Source organism: Rhabdothermincola sp. (assembly GCF_036846205.1).
GTDB lineage: Bacteria > Actinomycetota > Acidimicrobiia > Acidimicrobiales > Acidimicrobilacustridaceae > Rhabdothermincola.
This window is the reverse complement of sequence record NZ_DAIUCK010000025.1, coordinates 1-23,723: the sequence shown is the minus strand read 5'-3', so window position 1 is coordinate 23,723 and position 23,723 is coordinate 1. Positions and strand designations below refer to the sequence as shown.

Genomic DNA, 23,723 nt, shown 5'->3' with positions numbered 1-23,723 from the left:
TGAACAGTTCGGGGGGTGGTCAGGCCGCATCGGTGGCCGCGACCGCCCAGGCCAGATCCTCGAGGGGATCCTCGACCGCCAGGTGGAACCGCCATCCGGTCTCGGGCTCCCAGGCGTCCCACGCGAACCAGCGCAGCTCCGCCGCCGCGGCCCCCAGCTCGTCGGGTGGCAGCGGCCAGTCCTCGACCAGGCCGGCCATCGAGGCCAGGGCCCACCAGGCGTCGAAGCGGCCACGGGCCATGCCGCGTCGGCGCCCGTGTGCGCCTCCCGAGGCCGCGGCCCAGGCCATCCACGCCAGGGCTTCCGCCCCGCTGAGCTCCGCCAGGCGGGCCCGCGGGGGCCCGAGCGCGGCGATGGCGCAGCGGGCGTCACCGCGCACCGCGACCACCTCGGATCGCCCGTTCGACTCCGCGGTCCATGCCCGGGTGAGCTCGGCGAGGGCGTGGATCGTCTCCGGGTCCTCGATCCGCTCGACCGCCAGGCTCGGCGCGGGCAGCACGACCGGATGACGGTCCGGCAGGGGCGGTGGGGGGAAGTGGGCCTCGTGCGCGAGGTATTCGGCCACGGGGTAGCGGGGCTCCCACGGCTGCAGGGCGAGCGGGAGGTCGATGACGTGGCGGTCGATGCGGTCGTCGCCGGTGAGGTCCTCGCCACGGACCACCCGCTCGTGTGCGGTGACCGCTCGGGTCGGTCCGTCGGGCAGGTGGTCGGCCAGCTCCTCCCATCTGTGGGTCGATGCCACCACCTCGGTCAGGGGGCCGAGCGAGAGGTGGCCGGCGCCCGGCACCACCATCCGTGCGGCGATCGGACCGGGTGCCTCCAGGGCGAGCCGGTACTCGGCGTGTGAGGCCGCGGGCCAGAGCTGCCTGCCCCGTTCGAGCGCGGTTCGGCAGCGGTTCCGCAGGTCCAGCAGGCCGTCCCAGTCGGTCGCCCGGCACAAGCGGTCGATGTGGCGCACCAGCTCGTCGAGGTCGCCCAGCTCGACCAGCTCCTCGTTGACCGACCGCCCGGTGCCCATACCGCGATCGAGGTTCAGACCAGTGGCCAGGGGTAGCGGCGACCCGTGGGGTCGGTCGGGAACGTCCCGGCGTCGAGCAGGGCGCGTGCGCGGGTGACCACCGCCTCGCGCTCGTGGGGGTCGAGCAGCCGGTCGAGGCTGGCGGGCAGCCCGTCGTCGACGAGCGTTGTCAGGCTGTCGACGACCGAGGCGGGAAGCGGCTCGCCGGCGAACTCCCAGATCACCGTGCGCAGCTTGAACTCCCGGTGGAACGACAGCCCGTTGTCGATGGCCCAGACCTTGCCGTTCCGGTCGAGTAGGCAGTGCCCGCTCTTGCGGTCCGTGTTGTTGGTGATCACGTCGAACGCGCAGATGGTGCGGAGCTGGTCGTGCAGCGCCGGATCGTCGTAGAGGGTGAAGTAGTGCTGCTCGAACTCCGCGTCGATGAACTCCTGCAGCGACCCCTCACCCAACGGCGCGTCCTCGACCTCGACCGTGAGGGGGACGATGCCCCAGCCGAGCGCCTCGGAGAGCTCGTAGGCCGCGACCTCCCTGCGGTAGAGCCTCCGCGGGAAGTCCCACAGCGGGCGCTCGCCGCGCAGCGGCTTGTACACCGCGTCGCACCCGGCACCCTCCAGGCACACTCGGGCCAGGAAGGTGGCGTTGCTGCTCCAGGGCAGGCGGCCGCGCACCTCGATCGTGCCCCGTCGCAGGATCTCGTGCCGCTCGGGGAGCATGCCTTGCGTTCTAGCGGCTCGAGTGCCCGTTGCTGCGGGGGCACACGTGCCCACCTGGGTCCATCGGCCGGCCGCAGATGATGCATCGTGGCCGGCCGGCTCGAACGACCTCGACCGCTCGACGGATGAAGCCGGTGACCTGGGCGCGAGTGACGTGGAACCGGGCGCTCGCCGGCTCCTCCTCGGGCTCGCCGGTGTCGTCGTCGAGGGCGACGAGCTCCTCGGCCACGATGAGCACCCGGTCCGAGCTCTCGTCGTAGGCCACCGCCAGCGCCCCCACCGTCCATGCTGGGGTGAGGGGCTCGACCAGGTCCGCCTCGGTGGGGGCAACGGGCTCGGCCGGGGGGAGATCCGCGAGGATGCCCGCCAGGTACTCCGCCAGCGCGGCTACCTGCTGCTTCTCCACTCGCAGGGTCACCACCTCGTCGTCCTCGACCGCCTGGAGAAAGAAGACCCGCTGGCCCGGCTCACCGATCGCGCCGGTGGCGAAGCGATCGGGATGCAGGTCGTACGAGGCGTTCATGACCGTGCCAGCTGGCCGAGGTCGTCGCCGGTCGAGTTGGTGGTCAGCACCGTCGGCCCACCGCTGCCGTACCAGACCGCGGTGACCGAGCAGGGTGAGATGACGACGCGCTGGAACAGGTCCAGGTGGGAGCCCACGGCGTGGGCCACCGCAGCCTTGATCGGATCAGCGTGGGAGACCGCCACGATCGCCTCGCCGGGGTGAGCCGCTACGAGACGCTGGACCGTGGCCACCATGCGGGTCTGCATCTCGAGGAAGGACTCCCCGCCGGGGAACCGGAAGCCGCTCGGATGGCGTTGCACCACCCGCCACTCGGGTAGCCGGCGCAGCTCCTTGAGCTGGCGACCGGTCCAGGCCCCGAAGTCGCACTCGAGCAAGCCCCGCTCGACGCGCACCGGCAGCCCCAGCATCCGGGCGATCGGCCTGGCGGTCTCACGGGTGCGCTCCAGCGGCGACGCATAGACCGCGGCGACCTTGCGGACCGTGGCCAGGCGCCGGGCCACCTGCTCGGCCTGTTCGCGGCCCTGCTCGGAGAGCCGCAGGCCTCTCGCTCGGCCGGGGAGGACATCGCCGGTGGTGGGGGTGAGCCCGTGGCGCACGAACAGCACCAGGGTGGCGGCGGGAGCGGTTCTCGTTCTGGCCATGCGTGCCGGACAACCTATCCGTGCGGGGCGGCCGACCGGCGGCCCGCCCCGCGGCCGCGCCGTAGTCTGCGGTGCGTGAGCACCGGCGACTCGCTCGAACGTCTCGCGGCGGAGGTGGTGAGCTGCCGGGCCTGCCCCCGTCTGGTCGCCTACCGCGAGCAGGTGGGTGCGACCAAGCGCGCCGCCTACCGAGACCAGGACTACTGGGCCCGCCCCGTGCCCGGTTTCGGCGACCCCCGGGCGCGGGTGCTGGTGGTCGGCCTGGCGCCGGCGGCCCACGGTGGCAACCGCACCGGCCGCATGTTCACCGGCGACCGCAGCGGGGACTGGCTGTACCGGGCGCTGTACCGAGCCGGGCTCGCCAACCAGCCGGTGAGCACCGGCCGTGACGACGGTCTGCGTCTGCTGGCGGCGTACGTGACCGCGCCCGTCCGCTGCGCACCGCCCGGGAACAAGCCCACCCCCGAGGAGCGGGACCGCTGCGCGCCGTTCCTGCGGCGAGAGCTGTCCTTGCTCCGCCACGTCCGGGTGTTCGTGGCTCTCGGGCAGTTCGCCTACCAGACGTTGTGTCGGGAGCTCGCGCTGCGCCCCCGGCCGGCGTTCGCGCACGGGCGGGAGGTCGCCCTCGCGGACGGTCGCACGGTCCTGTGCTCATACCACCCAAGCCAGCAGAACACGTTCACCGGGCGGCTCACGGAGGCGATGCTCGACGAGGTCTTCGCCCGGGCCGCGTCCCTGGCGGCGCCCCCTGGCGGGGCAGGTTGTTCGACCTATCGCGGGTGAGGCGCGCGGATCATTTGCGGCCCGAATGAGCCGGACGGCTCAGGTCGGAACGAGCGGGATCTGCGATGTCTGTGTCGTGCAGCGAGTGACGAGCGATCCGGTGACGGGCCCCGTGTTCAGAGGCCCACGCGGTCTCTGGCAGGCGCTCGCGGCGGCGCTGGCCGGCCCCGATCTGGGGGAGCGCAGCGAGCGGGAGACCGCCCATCTCGCCTACCTCGCCCGGCTCGGCGAGGGGTCACCGCCGGCGGGGCTCTCGCCCGCGTCGCGGCGAGCCGAGGTCATCGCGCTCGGCGACTACCGCAACGTGCGCCGCACGGCCTGAGCGCCGGGGCGGGATGGTGGATCGCCTGACCAGGCGACTACCGTGACCGCCGGTTCCTGTCCCGACCCAAAGGACGCTCGACCGGATGTTCCGATTTCACCGGCGCTGGCGCGCCCTCGGCGCCTTGGCCCTGGCCCTCTCGCTCGCCGCGTGCGCGCACCCGAGCAACACACCGACTGCCTACGACGACGTGACCCGGGAGAACTTCATCGAGGGCTGCACCGGGATCTACGAGGTGGGCGGCACCACCAGCACGATCGGTGCGGGTTCGAGCAGGACGGTCTGCGAGTGTGCCTACACCTGGATCTCCGAGAACGTGCCCTTCGACCAGTTCGAGGAGATCAACACCAAGGGCGGTGAGGAGACAACCGCGGCTGACGCGCTCCCGGCCGAGGTGGCGGACGGTATCCGTCAGGCGTGCCCGGGCTGGGGGGAGGCGGCGGCCACCTCACCGACCACCGCGGGGTCGGGTCCCACGACCTCGGTGCCGCAGTAGCCCGCGGGACGCGGGGCCGCTCCCACCGGCCCGCGTGCGGGCCTACCCGTTGGTCGCGACCGGCTTCTTCGGTTCCGGGAGCCCCACCCGTACCGCGGGCTCGGCCCAGGTGGGCCAACGCTCGCGGCTCTTGACTGCCAGCTTGCGCATCAGGGCGATTGCACCGGGGTCGCTGTCGCCTGGGCGGGCCTCGATCGAGCCGTCGGCGATCATCCGGGTGATGATCTCCCGGCCCAGCTCGGTGCGCACGATGGTGAGCGTCCAGTCGTTGTGCTCGCCGATGCCACCGCAGGAGATGTCCGCGTGCTCGGCCGCGAAGTCGGGGCAGTGGTTGCACCCTTCACGGGTCCAGGCGTGGCACTCCTTGAGGTTGATCTCGTGGTAGTCGCCGTTGCGCATCCAGATCTGGAACACGCCCTTGATGTTCATCTTGACGATGTCCCGCTTGTCGAGCCCGTATTTGGCCCAGAACAGCTCCTCGAAGATCGCGTCGTCGAAGGTCTTGGAGCACAGCAGCCCGATGTTGAACACGATGGGCTTGCCGATCTTGCCGGCCTTGCGATGCCACATCACCGGAGGAACCGACGACTGGCAGCTCATGCCGACCAGCGCCAGCCTGGTCAGTCCCCGCTCGAGTGCCTGGTCGATGGCGAGCGTGTTGGCCGAGTAGGTGTACCGGCTGCCGGCGGACGCGAGCACCTCGTCCCGGTTCGTGGCCACTCCGGGGATGGCCTTCCAGTCGCCGGCCTCGCCGTCGAGGAACGACGTGAGCGCGCCGTTGATGTAACCCTCGTCCAACGCCCAGATCAGGATGGCGGAGACCAGCCCACCGTCCTGGCCCATGCGGTGCACCATCTCGTCGGTGGCGCGGGTGAGGAGGATGTCCGAGTAGATGCCCGCCACCTCTTCGGGGTCGCGATCATGGCCGAAGAGGTGCTCGTTCGCCTCGGGTTCCCAGGAGCGGAACCGGGGGCAGGCCCGGGTGCAGGTGGTGCAGCCCTTCTGCCCGTGGAGGCAATCGCTCGGGCCCAGCTCGTCCTCGAGGTGGAAGGGCCGGTACCCGCCCTGGGCGTGGTTGTAGCCGATGACGTCGTGGGGGCAGGAGATCACGCAACCCGCGCAGCCGGTGCACAGGCCCGAGGTGATGACCTCCTCATAGAGCTCTTTCCACTGGAACGACCATCGCTGCTTCGTCGCCGAGGCGGCCGCGGGCTCCGTGGTGGTCATGGCTCGGGAGGCTAGCCAACGAGTCGTTCGCCCACGCGATCCTCAGGTGCGGTGGCTCTCGACCGGGGGCCGTTCCCCCCCGTCGGCCCGGCCCCGGATCTGACGCCCCGTCATCGACTCGCCTCAGACTTGACCGGGAAGTCAAGATACGGGCATGGACCTCACCTACCCGCCCGAAGCCGAAGCCTTCCGCAAGGAGATCCGAGCGTGGCTGGAGGACAACCTGCCTGAGGGCTGGTTCGAGCCGGGCTTCGAGCTGTCACCGGAGGAGAAGGTCCAGTTCCAGAAGGACTGGACCGCCAAGCTGTACGAGGGCGGGTGGATCTGCGCGAGCTGGCCGAAGGAGTACGGGGGCAAGGGCCTCTCCACCATGGAGGCGGTGGTGCTGGCGGAGGAGTTCCACAAGGCGAACGCCCCGATGCGCGCCGACTTCTTCGGTGACACCCTCGTCGGACCCACGATCCTGCAGTGGGGCACCGAAGAGCAGAAGAAGGAGTTCCTGCCCAAGATCCTCAAGGGCGAGATCGCCTGGTGCCAGGGATTCAGCGAGCCCGATGCCGGCTCGGACCTGGCGTCGCTCAAGACCACCGCCGAGCTCGATGGCGACGAGTGGGTGATCAACGGTCAGAAGATCTGGACCACGCAGGGCTTCGTCGCCGACTACATCTTCGTGCTCTGCCGCACCGACCGGGAGGCTCCCAAGCACAAGGGCATCTCCTACCTGCTGTGCCCGATGCGCCAGGAGGGCATCGAGGTCCGCCCGATCGAGCAGATCGACGGGTCGGCGGAGTTCTGTGAGGTGTTCTTCACCAACGCCCGCTGCCCGAAGGAGAATGTGGTCGGGGGCGTGAACAACGGGTGGAACGTGGCCATGACCACGCTGGGCTTCGAGCGTGGCACCTCGGCGACGACCGGCTACCGCCGTTTCGAGAAGGAGCTTGAGGCGATCATCGACAAGGCTCGCGAGAACGGCCGGAACCGTGATCCGCTGGTGCGCCAGGCGCTGGCCAAGGCGTGGTCCAAGGTGCAGATCATGCGCATCAACGGCCTGCGCACCCTGACTGCAGTCGTGCAGGACCGCAAGGACTTCGGAGTCGCCGCGCTGGGCGCCACCAACAAGATGTTCTGGAGCGAGTACCACCAAGAGGTGATGAACCTCGCCATCGACATCCTCGGTCCCGAGGGCCAGATCCTCACCGGGGATCCCTCGAGGGAGGAGGCGGTCCCCGGCTACGGGGCTCGGCGCACCAGCGCCCGCTACCCGGCGTCCGTGCTGCAGTCATCGTTCTTCTTCAGCCGGTCCGAGACGATCTGGGGTGGCACGAGCCAGATCCAGCGCAACATCGTCGGCGAGCGGGTGCTCGGGCTTCCCAAGGAGCCCAGAGCGGTCTCGGCCTGAGTGCTCCCATGGACGAGGCGGCGGCCCGTGCCCTGGCGGAGCGGGCCCGGGTGGCCCGCCTGGCGACGCTCACCGCCACCGGACGGGTCGAGGTGGTGCCCATCACCTTCGCCTTCGACCGGGGTCGGGTGGTGACTGCCGTCGACCACAAGCCGAAGACCACGACGAACCTCAAGCGGCTGGCGAACGTCCGGGCCAACCCCGAGGTGGGTCTGCTGTTCGACCACTACGACGACGGGGACTGGTCCTCGCTGTGGTGGGTGCGGATCCGGGGGCTCGCCCAGGTGATCGACCGCGGCCAGGGCGCCGCCGCGTACGGCCGGGCAGTCGACGCGCTGGTGGCGAAGTACCCGCAGTACCGGGAGCAGCGCCCGGAGGGCCCGGCCATCGTGATCGAGCCGGTGCGTTGGCAGTGGTGGTCGGCCCGCTGAGGATCGGTCGTAGCGGGCCGGGGTGCGATCAGCGGGGGCGTAAGGGAGCGGGCAGATCCTCGGGGTCGAGGTCGGGATCGAGGCCGAGGGCGATGCTGTCGCCGACCTCGGCGACGCCCCGGGCCAGCTCGTGCTCAGCCCGCTCGAGGGTCGACTCGCTTCCCTCAGCCAGGTTGCCGACATGGACGGTGTCGCGCAGCGGGACCTCCCGGAGGAACCACGCCACCACGAATCCCACCAGCAGGACCGGGATCGCCCAGACGAACACGGCGTGGATCCCTCGAGACAGCGCTTCGATCACCGCTTCCGCGATCGGTGCGGGCAGGGTGTGGATGCGCTCGGGGCTGTTGAGCAGCCCGGCCATGGCTGCCGGGTCGCCGGTGGGGAGATCGGGCGGGAGCAGCGCGGGTAGCTCTCGCGCCACCGTGCTGCTGAGGATCGCGCCGAAGATGGCCACCCCGAACGAGCCACCCATCTGGCGGAAGAAGGTCGAGGCCGAGGTGGCCACACCCAGGTCGCGGAAGTCCACGTCGTTCTGTACCGCCAGGATCAGTACCTGCATCACCATGCCGATGCCGACGCCGAGCACCAGCATCGACAGCGAGGACTGCCAGCGCGGGGTGTCGACGTCCATCAGGCTGAGCAGGACCATCCCGATCGCGCTGACCGCCATACCGGTGATGGGCCAGGCACGGTAGCGACCGGTGCGGGCGATCACCCGCCCGGACGTGATCGAGGTGGCCATGATGCCGGCCATCAGTGGCAGCAGCAGCAACCCGGACATGGTCGCCGTGGCGCCGGTGACCGCCTGGAGGAACAGCGGCAGGTAGGCGATGCCGCCGTACATGGCCGCGCCGATCAGCAGTGCCAGCAGGGTCGTGACCCGGAAGACGTCGCTGCGGAACAGGCGCATCGGCAGGATGGGCTCGCTGGCCCGCAGCTCCCAGAGCACGAACAGCGTGAGCAGGATCACCCCCGCGGCGGCGAGCCCCACGATGGTCGCCGACCCCCACGGGTGCTCCTTGCCACCCCAAACCGCCACGAGCAGCAGGCAGGTCACGCCGGCTACGACCAGCAGCGCGCCGAGGAGGTCGATGCGGTGCTCGCGGCGGGGGAACGGCAGGCGCAGCACGGCAGAGGTCACCGCCAGGGCGATGAGCCCGAGGGGCAGGTTGATGTAGAAGATCCACCGCCAGGTGAGGTGGTCGACGAAGAACCCGCCGATGAGCGGCCCGATCACGCTCGCCAGGGCGAAGACCGAACCCAGATAGCCCGTGTAGCGGCCCCGTTCGCGCGGCGAGAGGATGTCGCCGACGATGGCGAAGGCCATGGCCATCAGGCCGCCGCCGCCGATGCCCTGCACGCCGCGGAACACGATGAGCTGGGTCATGTTCTGCGACAGGCCCGCCAGCACGGAGCCGGCGAGGAAGATGACGATGGCCGCCTGGAACACGATGCGGCGCCCGTAGAGGTCGCTGATCTTGCCGTACAGCAGGGTGCTGGTGGTGGAGGTGAGCAGGTAGGCGGTGACCACCCAGGAGAGGTGATCGAGCCCGCCGAGCTCACCGACGATGGTGGGCAGCGCGGTGGCGACGATGGTCCCGTCGAGCGCGGCCAGGAGCATCCCGGTGCCCAGGCCGAGGAAGACGAGGAGGATCTGGCGATGGCTGAGTCGGTTGTCGTTCGTGGCAGGTGCGTCCGCGACCAAGACGTCTACTCCAGCGAAGAGTACTTGTAGACTACAAGGAAAGTCCTTGTAGTCTACAAGTGATGGTTCCGGTCAGCGCAACTTCCTCCCCTCCGGCCCGCTCCCGCCGCTCTGTCGAGCGGCCGCCTCGTGCTGCCGGGCCGGTGCTCGATCCCGACAGCCCTGAGGCGCGCATCGGGGTCGCCTGGCGCGAGTTGCGGCGGGGTGCGTCGATGCAGTCCATGAGGGACCGTCTCTACGGTGACCTGCTCGATCCCGCCCAGGTCGACGCCCTCGACGTGGTGCAGGCCGGCGCCAGGCGGATGAGCGAGCTGGCCGAGGCCCTGCGGGTCGATGCCTCCACCGCGACCCGCACGGTCGATCGGCTGGTGGAGGCCGGGTTGCTCCGCCGGACGTCGGCACCCGACGACGGCCGGGTGGTCGTGGTGGAGCTGACCGCCGCGGGCCGCCGGCTCCACGAGCGGCTCTCGAAGCGGCGCCGGACCATGCTGCTGACGGTCCTGGAGGGTTTCGAGCCGGCCGAGCGCGCTCAGCTGGCCGACCTGTTGGAACGGCTGGTGCGGGGTGTCGACCGATACGTCTCCCAGTTGTGACTGAGGTCACAGATTCTGAGCGGGCGGGTCGCCACAGCAGTGGGCCGGGCGCCGGTTAGCCTCGTCCGGTCATGTCCGTTCCCCCCATACCCGCCGGGGACGGCGAACGCGCGCAGCCCCGCCGGAGCTGGCGGCAGCGTCTCCTGCTCGGCTCGGGCGTCGCGGTCGTCGTCGCCCTCCTCGCCGGCGTCGCCGTGGTCGGCTACGTCTGGTGGCGCTTCAGCCAGATCCAGCGGGAAGACCTGGCGGTGGCCGATGCGGGGGACCGGGAGCCCAAGAACTACCTGGTGGTGGGTTCCGACTCCCGCGAGGTCGTCGACCAGAACGACCCGGATGCCAGCGCGTTCATCGGTGACGGCAGCGAGAGCAGCGGCCGGCGCAGCGACACCATCATGATCGTGCGGGTCGATCCCACGGCCGGCACCATCGACGTGGTGTCGTTCCCCAGGGACCTGTGGCTGCCGATCGCCCGCACCGACGGGCGGGAGCGCATCAACACCGCCTACGGCTACGACGACGGCCCGCAGCGGCTGATCGACACCATCCACCAGAACTTCGGGATCGAGATCAACCACTACATCGAGGTCGACTTCCGCAGCTTCAAGGGAGTGGTGGAAGCGGTCGGCGGGGTGCCGATGTACTTCGACCGGCCGATGCGCGACCGCAACTCGGGCCTGTACGTCGACCAGCCCGGCTGCGTGAAGCTCGACGGCGAGCAGGCACTCGCGTTCTCGCGTGCCCGGCACCTGGAGTACCAGGATGCTCGCGGGCGATGGCTCGACGATCCGACCGGCGACCTCGGCCGGATCAGCCGTCAGCAGGTCTTCATGCGGCGTCTCGTCGACCGGGCGGCCGCAGCCACCAACGGCTACGACCTCAAGACGATGAACCAGCTCCTGTCGTCGATCGCGCCGAACCTGAAGGTCGACAAGGGCCTGGAGACGGGCAAATTGCTCAATCTGTCCAAGCAGTTCAAGGAATTCGGCGGCGACCAGCTCCGCACCCACACCCTCCCCGTCGAGCAGTTCACCACCGCGGGCGGCGCGGCGGTGGTGCGTCTCGACGAGGTGGCCGCCGAGCCGATCCTCGACATCTTCCGGGGCGGGACCGGCCGGTCATCTGATGGGGTGTCGCTGGTGGTGCAGAACGGCAGCGGGGTGTCCGGCCAGGCCGGCCAGGCGAGCAGGGCGCTCCAGGCGCTGGGTTTCACCGTGGTGTCCACGGGGGACGCACCGTCCCGGGTGCGGCACACCACCGTCCGCTACGCGCCGGGCTCCGAGGTCGCCGCCACCGAGATCGCCCGGGTGCTCGCCAACGGAGCCGCCCTGCAGGAGGATACCGAGCTGGACCCGGGGGAGGTCGTCGTGATCACCGGCAGCGACTTCAAGGTGCCCGGCACCAGCACCACCACCACCGCTGGATCCGGAGGCCCGACCACCCGGAGCTCGACGGGCACCTCGCTCGCGGGGTCCGCGACCGCGACCACCGTCCCGCCCGAGCCGGAGCCGGTCGGGGTGGTCCCGGGTGAGCCACCGGATGGCGTGAGCTGCGGCTGACCGGGGCCTACCATCGTGGCGGCTCGGAGCCGCACGAAGGGGGAGGAACCGATCGCCGATCGCGCCGCACACCCGATCAGCCGCCGGGCGTTCCTGGTGGGGGCGATGGCCGCAGGCGCCGTGGCGTGCAGCGGTGGGTCCTCCGGGCCGGCGGAGGGTGCGGGCACCACGACGACCGTGGTTCGGGCGGCTGCGCCGCCACCGCCGCTGCCGCGCTCCCCGTTCAGCCTCGGGGTGGCCTCCGGCGACCCCACGCCTGACGGGGTGGTCCTGTGGACCCGCCTCGCCCCGGACCCGTTGCGGGGCGGGGGCATGCCGCCGACGGACGTGGACGTCGAATGGGAGGTGGCGACCGACGAGGCGTTCACGGACGTGGTGGCCCGCGGGGTGGCGACCGCGCAGCCGCAGGACGGTCACGCGGTGCACGTGGAGGTCTCGGGGCTGGAGGCCGACCGGTGGTTCGCCTACCGCTTCCGGGTGGGCGAGCACACCAGCCCGGCCGGCCGGACCCGCACGGCGCCCGCGGGAGATGCCTCGCCGGATCACCTCCGGCTGGCGGTCACCAACTGCCAGGACCTCCAGGGCGGCTACTACATCGCCCACCGTGACATCGCCGGGCAGGACTTCGACGCGGTGCTCTTCCTCGGCGACTACATCTACGAGGTCCCGGGGGTGGACGATCCCGACCAGGCACTCGCGGAGCGCAGGTACCTCGGGGCGCGCTTCCCGGAGTCGCTGGAGGAGTACCGGGCCCGGTACGCGCGGGCGAGGTTGGACCCCGACCTGCAAGCTGCGCACGCCTCGTGCCCCTGGATCGTGACCTTCGACGATCACGAGGTCATCAACAACTATGCGGGTGGCGACGGCGCCCTCGGCGGCACCGGTCCGGCATTCGCCGCCCGCCGGGCCGCGGCCTACCGGGCGTGGTGGGAGCACATGCCCATCCGCACCCCGCCGCCCGAGGGCGACACCGTGCGCGTCCACCGGGACGTTCGGTGGGGAGACCTCGCGCACCTCTTCGTGATCGAGACCCGCCAGGAGGCCGACGTGCCGCCCTGCCGCGCCACCTCGACCTTCGACCAGGGGCCGGGCTGCCCGGAGCGCCTGGAGCCGGGACGAAGCGCCCTGGGTGCCGAGCAGCGGGAGTGGCTGTTCGACGGGTTGGTGCGGAGCGAGGCGATCTGGACGGTGCTCGGCAACCCGGTCCTGCTGGCCGGTCTCGACGTCTCCGACCCCGGGGACCAGCCCGAGTACTTCCTCGAGGTCTGGGACGGCTACCCCGCCGAGCGTCGGGCCCTCGTCGAGCGTCTCGCCGATCCGCGGGTGCCGAGCCCGGTGGTGCTCACCGGCGACTACCACGCGGCGTTCGTCAACCTGGTCAAGCCCGATCCGTGGGACCCCGCCTCGCCCGTGGCGGCCCCCGAACTGCTGGCCACCTCGGTCAGCTCGGGGCTCTACGTGCACGACTACACGGCGAAGAACCCTCAGGTGCAGTGGTTCGACGGCAGCCACCACGGCTATCTCGATGCGGAGATCGGGCGCGACCGCATCGTGGCCCGCTTCCGTGGGGTCGCCGACGTCAAGGACCCGAGCTCGCCGGTGTCCACGGTGGCGACCTTCGAGGTCACCCCCGGCAAGCCCCCACGGGTCGAGCGGGTTTGAGCGGGCGCGCCGGCCCGGGCCGGGCCGCGCTCGCGAGCCACCGGATCCCCGCTGCCATACTGGGCTCGTGCTCGTCGGGGGGGAAGGGATGCCGGAGCGTTCGCCCGGCCACGTGGAGGGTCAGCCCATCGGCCAGGCGGGAGGTCGTTCCGCTGCTCGACGGCTGTTCAGCTTCGTCGTCGTGCTGGCCGGCGTGGTGGCGATCGCCGGTGTCGGCGCCTGGTGGTGGCTGCGGGCCAGCACCCCTTCCGTCGAGGTCTCGATGGCGGTGCCCGACGCCCCGCGGCTGACCGCCACCCGGCCGGGCCAGACCGTCTACCGAATCGACGCCACCCGTTCCTCGGTCACCTACGAGGTCGAGGAGATCCTCGCCGGGAAGAGCAACACGGCGAGAGGCTCGACCAGCGGCGTGGCGGGGGACATCCTGGTGGACCGGGCGGACCCGTCGGCCTCGCAGCTCGGCGAGGTGGTCATCAACGTCGAGCAGCTCACGAGCGACCAGTCCCTGCGCGATGACCGGATCCGGCACGACTTCCTGGAATCGAGCGAGTACCCGCTCGCCCACCTGCGAGCGTCACGGATCGACGGGCTCCCCGCCCAGATCAGCGAAGGGGTGAGGTATCCCCTGCGGATCGAGGCCGACCTCGAGGTCAAGGGGGTGAGCAAGCCGATCGTGCTCGACGCCGAGGCCGGCATCGAAGGTGACGACGTGGTGGTCAACGCCCGCACCACCGTGCAGTTGGCGGACTGGGGGATCGGGCCGATCAGCCTCGGTCCCCTGGTGCGCACCGGCCGGGAGGCCACCCTGATCATCGAGGTGCGGGCGGTCGACGAAGCGAGGGGCCTGCCGTACCAGCCGGGCACCGGCGCGAACGGGCGGTTCGCGGAGCTGGTGATGGGCTCGGACCCGTCGTTCGCCGCAACGGTGCAGCCGATCCTCGAGCGCAACTGCGCGACCTGCCACAACCCCGGCAAGGCCGGGGAGTCCGCCTGGCGGCTCGACACGGCCGCGGACGTCGCCAGGCACGCGGACAGCATCGACAAGGTCGTGGAGTCCCGGTACATGCCACCCTGGCCGGCGTCTCCGGTCGGGGTGCCGCTCATGCACGAGCGGCGGCTCAGCGACGCCGAGATCGGCGCGATCGCCCGATGGGCGCGAGCAGGTGGTCCCCTCGACGTCGACCCCTCGACACCGATCCGGCCCCCGGCGGACGACCTGGAGCAGACCTTCAGCATCCGCCACGATCAGGTCCTGACGCCGCCGGAGCCGTACCAGGGCTCGACCGGTCTGACGAACGACTACCGGTGCTTCGCCTACGACCCGCAGGTGCAGGAACGGACCTGGGTGACCGGGTTCGAGTTCCTCCCCGACCAGCTCCCGGTGGTCCACCACGCCCTCGTGTTCAAGGCGTCGGCGTCGCTGCGGTCGCAGGTCGAGGCGCTCGACGCCGCCGACGCCGGCGCGGGCTGGCACTGCTTCTTCGGGACCGCCGGCCCCGGCGGGGAGCAGAGCCCCACGGGCCGGACGAGCGGATCGGAGCTGATCGCCGGATGGGTACCGGGCCAACGCCCCAACAAGTTGCCGGAGGGATCAGGCATCAAGCTGGCGCCGGGCGACTTCTTCGTGGTCCAGGTCCACTACCACTTCGCCCACGAGGCGCCGCCGGACCGCTCCCGGCTGGCACTCGAGATGCAGACCGGCGGCGCGCTGGATGAGATCGTGACCAACACCTACCTGGCTCCGGCCGAGATCCCGTGCCGGCCCGGGGAGCGGGCGCCGCTGTGTGATCGCAACGCGGCCATCGACGAGTTGACCCGGCAGTTCGGGCCAGCCGCGAGTGCCATCCCCGACGGGTTGATCATGCTGTGTCGGCGGAGCCTGGCGGAGCTCGCGGTCCTCGACGCGGACGGGGTCGCCCGCTCGGGCTGCGACCACCGGGTGGTCACGCCGGGGGAGATCGTCGGGGTCCTCGGGCACGAGCACCAGATCGGGCGCACCTTCCGGATGACCCTCAACCCGGGCACGCCGGACGAGAAGGTCCTGCTCGACATCCCGAGCTGGGATTTCAACTGGCAACTCGTCTACCGACCCCGGGACCGGATCGATCTGAAACCCACCGACGTGGTGCGGGTCGAGTGCTCCTGGGACCGGGACCTCATCACCTCACCGGTTCCCCGGTACGTGACGTGGGCCGAGGGCACCGAGGACGAGATGTGCTACTCGACCATCTCGGTCCGGGTCCGCCGCGGCGGGTAGCGACCGGTCCAGGAGCCGGGATCACCGGCCGGCACGGGACCCATACCCAATGGGGTATGGCGAACAACGTGCTATGATACCCCCCAGGGTAGCTAGATCGGCTGTGCCCCGGGAGGACCGAGCATGCACGCCCACGTCATCTGGACCGCCACACTGGCTGGGCGATGCACTCGGGCGGGGTGTTCGGGCACCGATAACCACCGACCGCGGCTCGCGACGGCAGGGTCGAGGTGGGGGCGATGAACCTGCGGCCTCTGCTCGTCTCGCCGCTCGGGTTCCTCATCGGGGTCTCGCTCGGCGCCCTGGGCGGTGGCGGTTCCATCCTGGCGGTACCGATGTTGGTGTACGCGGCGGGGGAGAGCCCCCAGGCGGCGACCACCACGTCGTTGATCGTCGTCGGATCGGCCGCCCTGCTGGGCATGCTCGCCCACCATCGAGCGGGACGGGTGCGGATCGTGCCCGGGGTGGTGTTCGGTCTCGCCGGGATCGGCGGATCGATGCTCGGGACCGCCCTGAACCGGGCCGCGGACGCCGACGTTCTGTTGCTGGCGTTCGCCGGCCTGATGCTCGTGGTGGCCTGGCGCATGTGGTCGAGCACCGCGGGCTCCCCGGGCCGTCGTGCCGATCGGGATCCTGACCCACCTGCGGTCCCCGGACGCGGCACGACCAGCGCCGGAGGGGTGCTCGTCGGTGCCCGGGTGGAGCCGGGGCGGGTCCTCGTCACCGCGGCCAAGGTCCTCCTCGCGGGGACGATCGTCGGGTTCGTCACCGGCTTCTTCGGGGTCGGTGGGGGCTTCGTGGTCGTGCCCGCGCTGGTGCTGGCGCTCGGCTTCGACATGCCCGATGCGGTCGGCACCTCGTTGCTGGTGATCTTCATCAACGCCGCGGTGGCCCTCGCCGGGCGGCTGGGCACCACCTCGATCGACTGGGCGGCCGCAGTGCCGTTCACCATCGCCGCACTCGTCGGTGCATCGGTCGGCAAGTCCGTCGCTGACCGCCTACCGACCGTCACCCTCGTGCGCTGGTTCGTGGGGGTGCTGGTCGCGCTCGCCGCCTACGTCATCCTCACCGCCGGTGTGGCGGTCCTGTCCGGCTAGCGGCGCCGGTGGGGTCGCAGCGAGCCGATCGACCTCCTCCGGTGACGGCCTCCCCGCCTCGGCGCTACTCGACCCGCTCGAACTGCCGGACCGCGACCGCCAGGAAGATGCTGCCGAGCACCGCGACGAGCAGCAACTGCAGCCAGACGGGCACCGGCCAGCCGAACCAGGTCATCGGGGGGTTGAGTGCCGCCTTGGCGGCAGCCGGGGCGTCGAGGCGCTGGAACACCGCGTTGCGCACCGGCCACACCGCGTAGGTGATGGGGTTGAGGTGGGTGAGCACGTTCAACCATGCCGGGAGCCCCGAGAGTGGGTAGAGCGCGCCTGACAGGAACGACATGGGCAGCAGGAGCATCTGCATGATCCCCATGATCGACTGCATCTGCTGGACCCGGGCGGAGATCACCAGCCCGAGAGCGGTGAGCATGAACGACAGCAGCAGGAGCATGCCGATGAGCTCGATCACCAGCAGTGGGGTGATCGGGGCGCCGACCACGGGACCGAGCACGAGCACGAGGCACCCTTGCAGCGTCGCCACCACCGCGCCGCCGAGCGCCTTGCCGATGATGATCGAGCTGCGCCGGACGGGGGCCACGAGCATCTCGCGCAGGAAGCCGAACTCCCGATCCCAGACGATCGACATGGCCGAGAACATGGCGGTGAACAGCGTCGAGGTGGCCAGCACCCCGGGCCACATGAAGGTTCGCAGGTTGATGCCCCCGGTGGACGACCCGGTGAGCGACGACAGGCCGGTCCCGAGGACGAACAGGAACAGCACCGGCTGGACCAGTGCCGAGATCATGCGGGTGCGGTCCTGACCGAACCGGATGAGCTCCCGCTGGAGCACCACCTTCACGGCCCGCAGGTCCTGGCTGAAGCCGGCCTCCGCGACCCGGACGCCGAGGACCTGCGGGACGGGCCCCCCGCCCGCCTCAGGGCTGACTCGGATGACCGGTGTCTCCTCTGCCATGCTCACCTCCGACCCCATGGCCCGATCCGCATGTTGTCGGCGGGGGTCGCCTCGGCGTCGCGGATCGTGCGCCCCGTGTAGCTCAGGAACACGTCGTCGAGGGAGGGCCGGGCCACGTGCACCGAGCGGATCGACAGGCCCGGCTCGGCGAACAGGCGGGGCACGAACGCCTCCCCTCCGGCCACCGCGAAGGTGACGAGATCGTCGTGGATGGCCGCCTCGATGCCGAAGCGCCCGGCGAGCAGCTCGATCGCCGCCTGCGGGTCCTCGGTGCCGATCTGGATCCGGTCGGTGCCGACCGACGCCTTCAGGGCCTCCGGCGTGTCGAGGGCCACGATGCGGCCCGCGTCCATGATGGCGATGCGGTCGCAGTGCTCGGCTTCGTCCATGTAGTGGGTGGTCAGGAAGATCGTGATGTCCTCCTGCCGGCGGAGCTGGTGGATGTAGTCCCAGATCGAGGCCCGGGTCTGCGGGTCGAGGCCGACCGTCGGCTCGTCGAGGAACAGCACCCGCGGGGAGTGCATGAGCCCCCGGGCGATCTCGAGCCGGCGCTTCATGCCGCCGGAGAAGGTGAGCACCTTGTCGCGCCGCCGCTCCCACAGGCCCACCATCTCGAGGACCTGCTGGAGCCGCGGCCCGATCACCTCGCGGGGCAGCCCGTACAGCTCGGCATGGAACCGGAGGTTCTGCTCGGCGGTCAGGTAGGTGTCGAGGGTCGTGTCCTGGAACACCAGACCGATGTGCCGGCGGACCTCCGCACGGTCGGTGACCACGTCGTGACCGGCCACCAGGGCGCGCCCACCGGTGGGCTCCGCCAGCGTGCAGAGGATCTTGATGGTGGTGGACTTGCCGGCACCGTTGGGCCCCAGGAACCCGAAGGTCTCGCCGGTACCCACATCGAGGTCGATGCCGTCGACGGCCCGGATCGGCCCGTAGGACTTCTCGAGCCCGCGGACGAGCACCGCCGAGCCGACGGCGTCCTCGGCGGTGGGCAGAGCGATGTCGGCCGGCCGGTCGTGGGGACCCGGGCGGGGCGCGGTCATCGGTTGCTCCGGGTTGCGCCAGCGCGATGCGGGATGGGCGGTGCCATCTGAGAGCTCCTGTCGACCAGATCGTTTGGTTGTCAAACGATAAGAGATCAGAACTCTAGCAGGGGTGGGGCTACGCTGGCTCCGTGGGGCGTGAGCAGTCCCGATCGGGCGAGACGGATGCCAAGGCCGGCGCGGTGGTCGACCAGCTCACGTCGCTGACGCGCCTCGTCGGCCTGTTCCGCAGGGAGTTCACGACCCGCGTACTGGCCGAGGACTGGATCGTCGAGTCGGGGGTGCGCCCACCGACCTACGGGTTGTTGCGCGTGGTCGCGCACCGGGGCCCGATCTCCCAGCGTGAGGTGAGCGAACTGATCGGGGTCCACCCCACCGATCTGGTGGAGGTCATCGACCGGGCTGAGCAGGCAGGTTGGGTGCGGCGGGACCGGGATCCCACCGACCGTCGCCGGCACCAGCTCACCCTCACCGATCGGGGCCGTGCCGCGCTCCGCCGCTACGACGCCATCGCCGCCGAGGCGGAAGACGCGGTGCTCGCGCCGCTCACCCCCACCGAGCGCGAGCGGCTCAGAGCCCTGGTGGCCAAGGTGGTCGACGCGCACGGCGAGCGGAGCTGATCTGCCCGCCGGCTCGAAGCGCGCCAAACCGGTCGTATCCCCCGTTGGCGGGGCGGGCGCCAGGACGCAGACCCCACCAGCCCGCGCCCCGTACGACCTGCAGCGGCAGCGACGGCTTGCCATCGGAGCCCAACAGCTTCGCGGTACGGCGCGGCTGGTTGTCGGTCACCTTCGCCTCGTAGAGTTTCAGGACCTTCGACGCGTAGCAGCCCCACACGCGGACACGCTCGGCGACCTGGGTGCCGACACCGTTGTTCGCCTGTTCGATCAGTGCGGCGATCGCGGACGCAGCCGACACACCCGGCGGGGCGTTGCCGGACAGCACCTCGGACGAACCGAGCTTGTCGATGAGCCGCTGACGGGCCTCCTCCGGTGACCTTGTCCCTGGTGCCCGAGCTGGAACTCATCCGGAAGAAGAAGTCGTGGATGGCCTACGTTCGCAAGACGCTGGTGCTCCTCCCAGACGAGGACTTTGAGCGCGTCGCCGCTCGCTTAGCCGAGCACCGGGCGGCTAATCCGTCCTCGTCGACGTGACGAACTCGACAAGCCGGTCGAGCTCGTGCGCCCAGAACAACGTCAGGCCTTCGGCCTGGGCGTTGCAGAGGTTGTGAAGCTTGTAGACGCCGCCGAGCACGGCCGCGGGGACGGTCTGCGCGGTACCGAACTGTGACAGCCACACCTTGGCCTTCACCGCGGCATCATTGTTCAGACGCTTCACGCTGTTAGTCGAGCTGTTCGACACCTTGCACTCGATCGGCATGCACCGTCCGTCCCACAGGCGCACGACGAGGTCGGCCTTGCGTCCGCCGAACAGTGACTCGTGGCAGAACTCTCCGGGGCGGGGTGCTTGGGCGAACGTGTCGATCTGACGCGGCGGCACCTGGTGGAACCCGGCGTTGACGAGAGCTGCCGCGGTGGCCTTCTCTTGCGCGTCCTTCGACTCGTTCGCGCGGTCGGTCATCTGGCGGCGCTGAGCCATCATCACGGCGGTCGCCACGATCGCAGTCTCACGTTCTTCATCCGTCGGGTCGCGGCCTTCGGCAACCCACGGGAACCGGTTCGGGTCCAAGCCCATCAGGACGATCTCGACGAGGGTGTGTGCCCATCCCGGGTTTTGCCGGAGCCGGGTCGGGTTGAGGGTATTGACGTCGGCCAACACCTTCAGGTCGTCTTCGGAGATGGGCGGCCCAGCCATGTACCGAAGCGCGTGCAGCGTGCCCGGGTTGGTCGTCAGCTCGACCGCCTCATCGAGGATCTGCTTGAGGTCGACCGTCAGCTCGAACAGCTCCGCGATGGACTGCCGTGAGTCCTCATAGGCCTCGATGTATGGGTCAAGGACTTCGGCCATCCGTTTGTTGCGGAAGATTTCGATCGCTCCCTCGCGGGACGCATCGAGTTCTGCGTCGGTCCAACGGGGTGGTGGGATGATCGCCATCGCCCCACAGTGAACCACGTTCTCACGGCGCCGGGACGGGGATGCGCTCCATCTCACGAGGCTCGAACTTGGTCAAGCCCCCTGCGTAGGTGCGGCCCTGCGCCTGCGTGACGGCGGAGCGGAGCGCTTCGGCCAGCTTGTCGAGCGCTTCGGCGGACATGGGCTGCCGCGGGTAGATGCCGTGAGCGATGTTGATGTGCCGAGCGTCGGCGAGGTTGCGAACAAACGCCGGCGGGCGTCGCGCCATGTACGTCGTGAGGATCGGGGCAGGCGCACGCAAGCCGACGCTCCACCAAGCCTTGCGATGGCGTGCGATGTAGCCTTGGTGCGCTCCCTGGCTCTTCGCCCACTGGAGGAACCGGTCGACTGCCGGGCGCTGTCCGTCGTCGAGCTCGTCGAGGTCTTCCGGCAGGTCGATAACGCGGCGCAGCTTCTCGGCCGAAGTGATCACTGGTCCGGCAGCGAAGAGTTCGCGCGCCTTCGTGACGGATGGGGTCAGCAGCTCTTGCGGCAGCCGCGGGTCGTCAGCCGACGTGATCCAGACGTTGTTGGCTCCAGTGACGCTGCCCCGGTGAACGCGGCAGAGCTCGCCAAGTTCGACGTAGCCGGACGGCAACGGTTTGGATGCACGCATGAGCAGCGACCAGCGGGGCGCTTCGTTCAGGCGTTCTCGGCGGACTGCGCGGCCGCCTTCTAACTTGCCGAGCGCGTCGACCTTCTCGACGCGGCGAAGCTTTATTGACTTGGGGTTCGACCCGAACCGGAAGCAGGTGATCGCGCCGGTTGTCGCCGCGTCGGCGAACGGCGTGGACTTCGGGTCGAGGACGTGGAGCGACACGCCCCCAAGCCCGTCGAGGAGGAGCTGCCGGACGAGTGAACCGTAGTTGACATCCATCCATTCGGCTGCGGTGATGTAGCAACCGAAATCACCGGGACAGCCTTGGATGACGGTCGCCAGGAAGAAGTGAACGTGGAGGCCGGCGAGTTTCGACGCCTGGTGACCTCGGCGTGCAGCCTCGCGAGCTAGCCAGTCTTTCCAGTCGGGGGCGATCTGGTGGTGGCGGACGTACGGCGGGTTGCCGATCCAGAGCGTGGTTCCGTCGCGTTGTGGCGCAAGGGCGCGAAAGTCGTCGAGGACGACGGTGGCGCGGTCGGCGAGCCCAGCTGCGACGATGTGGGCGCGTGTGAGTAGCGCGGCGAGCGGATCCACTTCGACAGCGACGAGTTTCGCGTTCGGGAACTGCCGTCCGGCTGCGACGGTGAAGCGGCCGGATCCGGCCCCGGGGTCGACGACGCGGTCGGGTGTTCCGTTCTCGGCTGCCCAGGCAACCATTGCCTCGACGATCGGCGCTGGCGTGTAGGTCGCTCCTAGTGGGCGTCGCTGTTCGGGTGTGCGGAGTTTGGCGAAGGCTGCGCCAAGCGGATCCTCACCGGCAGCGATGCGCTCGCGGAGCTCTCGGATCAGCCGCTTGTCCGGGGCTTCTGTGCTGACTGCGAGGAGCCGAGCTTCGCTGTCTGTGAGGAGCCCAGTCTGGTCGGCGCCGAGGGCGAGGGCCACGGCTGCGAGGCCGCGTTCATCGGTGATGGAGACGGCCATGGCGGGTGAAGGTAGCGTGGCGCGAGGTTGCATGGTGCGATGATGCTGAGGCGTCGCGAACGTGCACACGCGCCGTGGTCGTCGGCATCACTTGGCAGCGCGGGCGGAGCGAATAGCGGCTTGGCAGCGCTCGATGAGCTCGAGTGCCTTCTCGCGGCTGAGCGGGGACCGCGGCGACAGCATCGCGATGCTGCGGCGTTCACGTTCGAGTTCGGCATCGAGGCTGGCGAGGTCGGTCATGCCCCAAATGTATCGAACGTGTGTTCGCCCGTCTAGGGTCGCGGCGGGTGACAGGGCCCGGGGATGATGGGGCTGGCGAAAGGAGAGACCTCGATGGGTTCCAACTTCAGCTTCGACAAGCGTGCACTCGAGAAGCTCGCGAACGACACGATGCGCGACGTGGCTCGCAAAGCGCAGCCGCACTTCGACCGGTTGTACCGTGAGCACAGCGGCAAGCCGGTCGCGGAGGTCGAGCCGCACGTGCGCGAGGTGTTCCGAGGTCTCGGGTGGAAGGCCGACAGTCCGAGCGAGATCCGCGGCTACGCGGAGGCGGTCTCGCGTGGCGAGCGCATCGTGCTCAAGCCGGAGCGCTTGCGGCTGTAGCGCCTTTCAGAACGGCGCCTCGGTGGCTGGGGTGTGGTGGTGGGTGCCGCACACGTCGCAGGTGAGGCCGCGCAGCACACTGTTGGGGTCGCCGGCGATCTCGAGCAGCGCGAGGGTTTCGCGGACGGTCGGGTTGGCGCAGTGGTCGCACCAGCCGGCGGTCGTGTCGCTCACGATGACGACGCGGACTGGCGCGGCCATTTCACGTGGGGATGCGGTCGTGGTCGGCGAGCCGGTTCATGCCGTCGCAGTCACCGTCGCACCACTCGCCGGGCGGGCTGACCCGCTGCGAGGTGCACACCCACACGCCGCCGATGCGCCCCACCGGCTGGTGGCACAGCGAGCAGGGGTGGCGGCGTCGAAGCATGGTTGGGACGGTGTCGACTGCGACGGTGAACGCCAACAGCCCCGGCGCTGTGGCCGGGGCCGCGGGTAGGGGACTGGGTCAGAACATGGGGATGGCGCGGAGCCAGTGCGCGACGCGCGCTTCGGCGTACTCGTCGACTGCGGCGAGCGCAGCTGCGCGGGTCACCTCGGCCTTCGGGGTCACGACGCGGCCCTCTTCGCCGCGTCGAGCACGGCGTAGTGCTGCGCCATCTCGGCCTCGAGCTCGTCGGCGGTGCGGATGACGCCGGGCTTGCCGTGCGCCCACGGCGCCGCGAGCTCCCGGTGAAGAGCCCGCAGCCGCCGCTCCGCGTGCGCGATCTGCGCGCGAGTCGGTGCGGTGGTGACGGTCGCGCTCACCACACCACCTCCTCCGCGTACCCGTCGCGGTGGCACAGGTCGCAGTAGTGGCCGACCGTGGCGCGGTGTCGCAGTACCCGAGGCGGCACAGGCCGGCGACTTCGCGGCGGGCGAGCTCGGCGAGGCGCGGTAGCTCGTGCGCGTAGGCGATGTCGTCGGCGGTGGCGAGCTCGTCGGCGAGGATTGTCGCCGCCTCGAACTCGGTCCGCTCGATGAGCGACATGTCCTTGTGCGAGGTGGGTGCCGCCCAGTACAGCCAGCGGGGGACGGTGGGGACAG

General features: G+C 70.3%; 28 protein-coding genes. 13 read left to right on the top strand and 15 right to left on the bottom strand.

Annotated elements, in window-relative coordinates; genetic code table 11:
• Positions 1-19 precede the first annotated feature (19 nt).
• Genes V7004_RS05595 through V7004_RS05580 form a run of 4 tightly spaced genes read right to left on the bottom strand, consistent with a single transcriptional unit; the run spans position 20 to position 2,901 of the window.
• Positions 20-1,018 (bottom strand): DUF6183 family protein, encoded by a 999-nt coding sequence (locus V7004_RS05595; protein WP_334142661.1) that lies wholly within the window; start codon positions 1,016-1,018, stop codon positions 20-22.
• 14 nt (positions 1,019-1,032) lie between these two features.
• A complete protein-coding gene (locus tag V7004_RS05590) occupies positions 1,033-1,734 on the bottom strand; it encodes an SCO1664 family protein (RefSeq protein ID WP_334142660.1) in 702 nt (233 codons plus the stop codon).
• 10 nt (positions 1,735-1,744) lie between these two features.
• Positions 1,745-2,257, bottom strand: coding sequence for a DUF3090 domain-containing protein (locus V7004_RS05585; RefSeq protein WP_334142659.1), 513 nt, complete (start codon positions 2,255-2,257; stop codon positions 1,745-1,747).
• Positions 2,254-2,901, bottom strand: coding sequence for an MSMEG_4193 family putative phosphomutase (locus tag V7004_RS05580; protein WP_334142658.1), 648 nt, complete (start codon positions 2,899-2,901; stop codon positions 2,254-2,256). Before V7004_RS05580 ends, V7004_RS05585 begins: the two co-directional genes overlap by 4 nt.
• A 75-nt stretch (positions 2,902-2,976) precedes the next feature.
• Here V7004_RS05580 and V7004_RS05575 point away from each other — a divergent pair, with 75 nt between their 5' ends.
• The 3 genes from V7004_RS05575 to V7004_RS05565 all read left to right on the top strand — a co-directional run bounded on the left by V7004_RS05575 (position 2,977) and on the right by V7004_RS05565 (position 4,502).
• Positions 2,977-3,684: a uracil-DNA glycosylase gene (locus tag V7004_RS05575; RefSeq protein ID WP_334142657.1), complete on the top strand. Its 708-nt coding sequence runs from the start codon at positions 2,977-2,979 to the stop codon at positions 3,682-3,684.
• Between the two features lie 100 nt (positions 3,685-3,784).
• Positions 3,785-4,006, top strand: a complete 222-nt coding sequence (locus V7004_RS05570) for a hypothetical protein (protein ID WP_334142656.1) — start codon at positions 3,785-3,787, stop codon at positions 4,004-4,006.
• Between the two features lie 85 nt (positions 4,007-4,091).
• Entirely contained in the window at positions 4,092-4,502 is a 411-nt protein-coding gene (locus tag V7004_RS05565; RefSeq protein WP_334142655.1) for a hypothetical protein, read from the top strand.
• Positions 4,503-4,544: 42 nt separating this feature from the next.
• Here the strand turns inward: V7004_RS05565 and V7004_RS05560 are convergent, their stop codons facing one another.
• Positions 4,545-5,729 (bottom strand): Coenzyme F420 hydrogenase/dehydrogenase, beta subunit C-terminal domain, encoded by a 1,185-nt coding sequence (locus V7004_RS05560; protein ID WP_334142654.1) that lies wholly within the window; start codon positions 5,727-5,729, stop codon positions 4,545-4,547.
• A gap of 154 nt (positions 5,730-5,883) precedes the next feature.
• On the opposite strand from V7004_RS05560, the gene V7004_RS05555 reads away from it, so the two are divergent.
• Together V7004_RS05555 and V7004_RS05550 are read left to right on the top strand one after the other, a co-directional pair.
• Complete coding sequence (locus V7004_RS05555; protein ID WP_334142652.1) at positions 5,884-7,128, top strand: acyl-CoA dehydrogenase family protein; 1,245 nt, start codon at positions 5,884-5,886, stop codon at positions 7,126-7,128.
• 8 nt (positions 7,129-7,136) lie between these two features.
• Positions 7,137-7,559, top strand: coding sequence for a TIGR03668 family PPOX class F420-dependent oxidoreductase (locus V7004_RS05550; RefSeq protein WP_334142651.1), 423 nt, complete (start codon positions 7,137-7,139; stop codon positions 7,557-7,559).
• 28 nt (positions 7,560-7,587) lie between these two features.
• On the opposite strand, the gene V7004_RS05545 is transcribed toward V7004_RS05550, so the two are convergent.
• Positions 7,588-9,267, bottom strand: a complete 1,680-nt coding sequence (locus V7004_RS05545; protein ID WP_334142650.1) for an MDR family MFS transporter — start codon at positions 9,265-9,267, stop codon at positions 7,588-7,590.
• Positions 9,268-9,329: 62 nt separating this feature from the next.
• Here V7004_RS05545 and V7004_RS05540 point away from each other — a divergent pair, with 62 nt between their 5' ends.
• The 5 genes from V7004_RS05540 (at position 9,330) to V7004_RS05520 (ending at position 16,432) form a co-directional block, all read left to right on the top strand.
• Positions 9,330-9,860, top strand: coding sequence for a MarR family winged helix-turn-helix transcriptional regulator (locus V7004_RS05540; protein WP_334142649.1), 531 nt, complete (start codon positions 9,330-9,332; stop codon positions 9,858-9,860).
• 71 nt (positions 9,861-9,931) lie between these two features.
• Positions 9,932-11,416, top strand: coding sequence for an LCP family protein (locus tag V7004_RS05535; protein ID WP_334142648.1), 1,485 nt, complete (start codon positions 9,932-9,934; stop codon positions 11,414-11,416).
• 15 nt (positions 11,417-11,431) lie between these two features.
• Positions 11,432-13,078, top strand: coding sequence for an alkaline phosphatase D family protein (locus tag V7004_RS05530; protein ID WP_334142647.1), 1,647 nt, complete (start codon positions 11,432-11,434; stop codon positions 13,076-13,078).
• A 67-nt stretch (positions 13,079-13,145) separates the two neighbouring features.
• Entirely contained in the window at positions 13,146-15,335 is a 2,190-nt protein-coding gene (locus V7004_RS05525; protein WP_334142646.1) for a YceI family protein, read from the top strand.
• 239 nt (positions 15,336-15,574) lie between these two features.
• The gene (locus tag V7004_RS05520; protein ID WP_334142644.1) at positions 15,575-16,432 is read left to right on the top strand and encodes a sulfite exporter TauE/SafE family protein; all 858 of its coding nucleotides are present in this window, start codon (positions 15,575-15,577) and stop codon (positions 16,430-16,432) included.
• A gap of 64 nt (positions 16,433-16,496) precedes the next feature.
• Here the strand turns inward: V7004_RS05520 and V7004_RS05515 are convergent, their stop codons facing one another.
• Positions 16,497-17,402 (bottom strand): ABC transporter permease, encoded by a 906-nt coding sequence (locus V7004_RS05515; RefSeq protein ID WP_334142643.1) that lies wholly within the window; start codon positions 17,400-17,402, stop codon positions 16,497-16,499.
• A 2-nt stretch (positions 17,403-17,404) separates the two neighbouring features.
• Entirely contained in the window at positions 17,405-18,445 is a 1,041-nt protein-coding gene (locus V7004_RS05510) for an ATP-binding cassette domain-containing protein (RefSeq protein WP_334142642.1), read from the bottom strand.
• Positions 18,446-18,576: 131 nt separating this feature from the next.
• On the opposite strand from V7004_RS05510, the gene V7004_RS05505 reads away from it, so the two are divergent.
• On the top strand, positions 18,577-19,065 hold the full coding sequence (locus V7004_RS05505) for a MarR family winged helix-turn-helix transcriptional regulator (RefSeq protein ID WP_334142641.1): 489 nt from the start codon (positions 18,577-18,579) through the stop codon (positions 19,063-19,065).
• Here the strand turns inward: V7004_RS05505 and V7004_RS05500 are convergent.
• On the bottom strand, positions 19,016-19,390 hold the full coding sequence (locus V7004_RS05500; RefSeq protein ID WP_334142640.1) for a hypothetical protein: 375 nt from the start codon (positions 19,388-19,390) through the stop codon (positions 19,016-19,018). The two genes, V7004_RS05505 and V7004_RS05500, sit on opposite strands and share 50 nt — an antisense overlap.
• Positions 19,391-19,437: 47 nt before the next feature.
• Between V7004_RS05500 and V7004_RS05495 the strand changes: the two genes are divergently transcribed.
• On the top strand, positions 19,438-19,599 hold the full coding sequence (locus tag V7004_RS05495) for a hypothetical protein (RefSeq protein WP_334142639.1): 162 nt from the start codon (positions 19,438-19,440) through the stop codon (positions 19,597-19,599).
• On the opposite strand, the gene V7004_RS05490 is transcribed toward V7004_RS05495, so the two are convergent.
• From V7004_RS05490 to V7004_RS05480, 3 genes are all read right to left on the bottom strand, one after another.
• The gene (locus V7004_RS05490; protein ID WP_334142638.1) at positions 19,577-20,500 is read right to left on the bottom strand and encodes a XamI family restriction endonuclease; all 924 of its coding nucleotides are present in this window, start codon (positions 20,498-20,500) and stop codon (positions 19,577-19,579) included. The genes V7004_RS05495 and V7004_RS05490 overlap by 23 nt on opposite strands.
• A gap of 22 nt (positions 20,501-20,522) precedes the next feature.
• Complete coding sequence (locus tag V7004_RS05485) at positions 20,523-22,097, bottom strand: Eco57I restriction-modification methylase domain-containing protein (RefSeq protein ID WP_334142637.1); 1,575 nt, start codon at positions 22,095-22,097, stop codon at positions 20,523-20,525.
• Positions 22,098-22,184: 87 nt separating this feature from the next.
• Entirely contained in the window at positions 22,185-22,337 is a 153-nt protein-coding gene (locus V7004_RS05480; protein ID WP_334142636.1) for a hypothetical protein, read from the bottom strand.
• Between the two features lie 93 nt (positions 22,338-22,430).
• Here V7004_RS05480 and V7004_RS05475 point away from each other — a divergent pair, with 93 nt between their 5' ends.
• Entirely contained in the window at positions 22,431-22,700 is a 270-nt protein-coding gene (locus V7004_RS05475) for a hypothetical protein (RefSeq protein WP_334142635.1), read from the top strand.
• Between the two features lie 6 nt (positions 22,701-22,706).
• Here V7004_RS05475 and V7004_RS05470 read toward each other — a convergent pair whose 3' ends face one another.
• The 3 genes from V7004_RS05470 to V7004_RS05460 form a co-directional block, all read right to left on the bottom strand.
• Entirely contained in the window at positions 22,707-22,874 is a 168-nt protein-coding gene (locus V7004_RS05470; protein WP_334142634.1) for a hypothetical protein, read from the bottom strand.
• A gap of 28 nt (positions 22,875-22,902) precedes the next feature.
• Positions 22,903-23,067 carry a hypothetical protein gene (locus V7004_RS05465; protein WP_334142631.1) on the bottom strand — a complete coding sequence of 55 codons (165 nt, stop codon included), beginning with the start codon at positions 23,065-23,067 and terminating at the stop codon, positions 22,903-22,905.
• A 179-nt stretch (positions 23,068-23,246) separates the two neighbouring features.
• Positions 23,247-23,444, bottom strand: coding sequence for a hypothetical protein (locus V7004_RS05460; RefSeq protein ID WP_334142630.1), 198 nt, complete (start codon positions 23,442-23,444; stop codon positions 23,247-23,249).
• Positions 23,445-23,723: the final 279 nt, after the last annotated feature.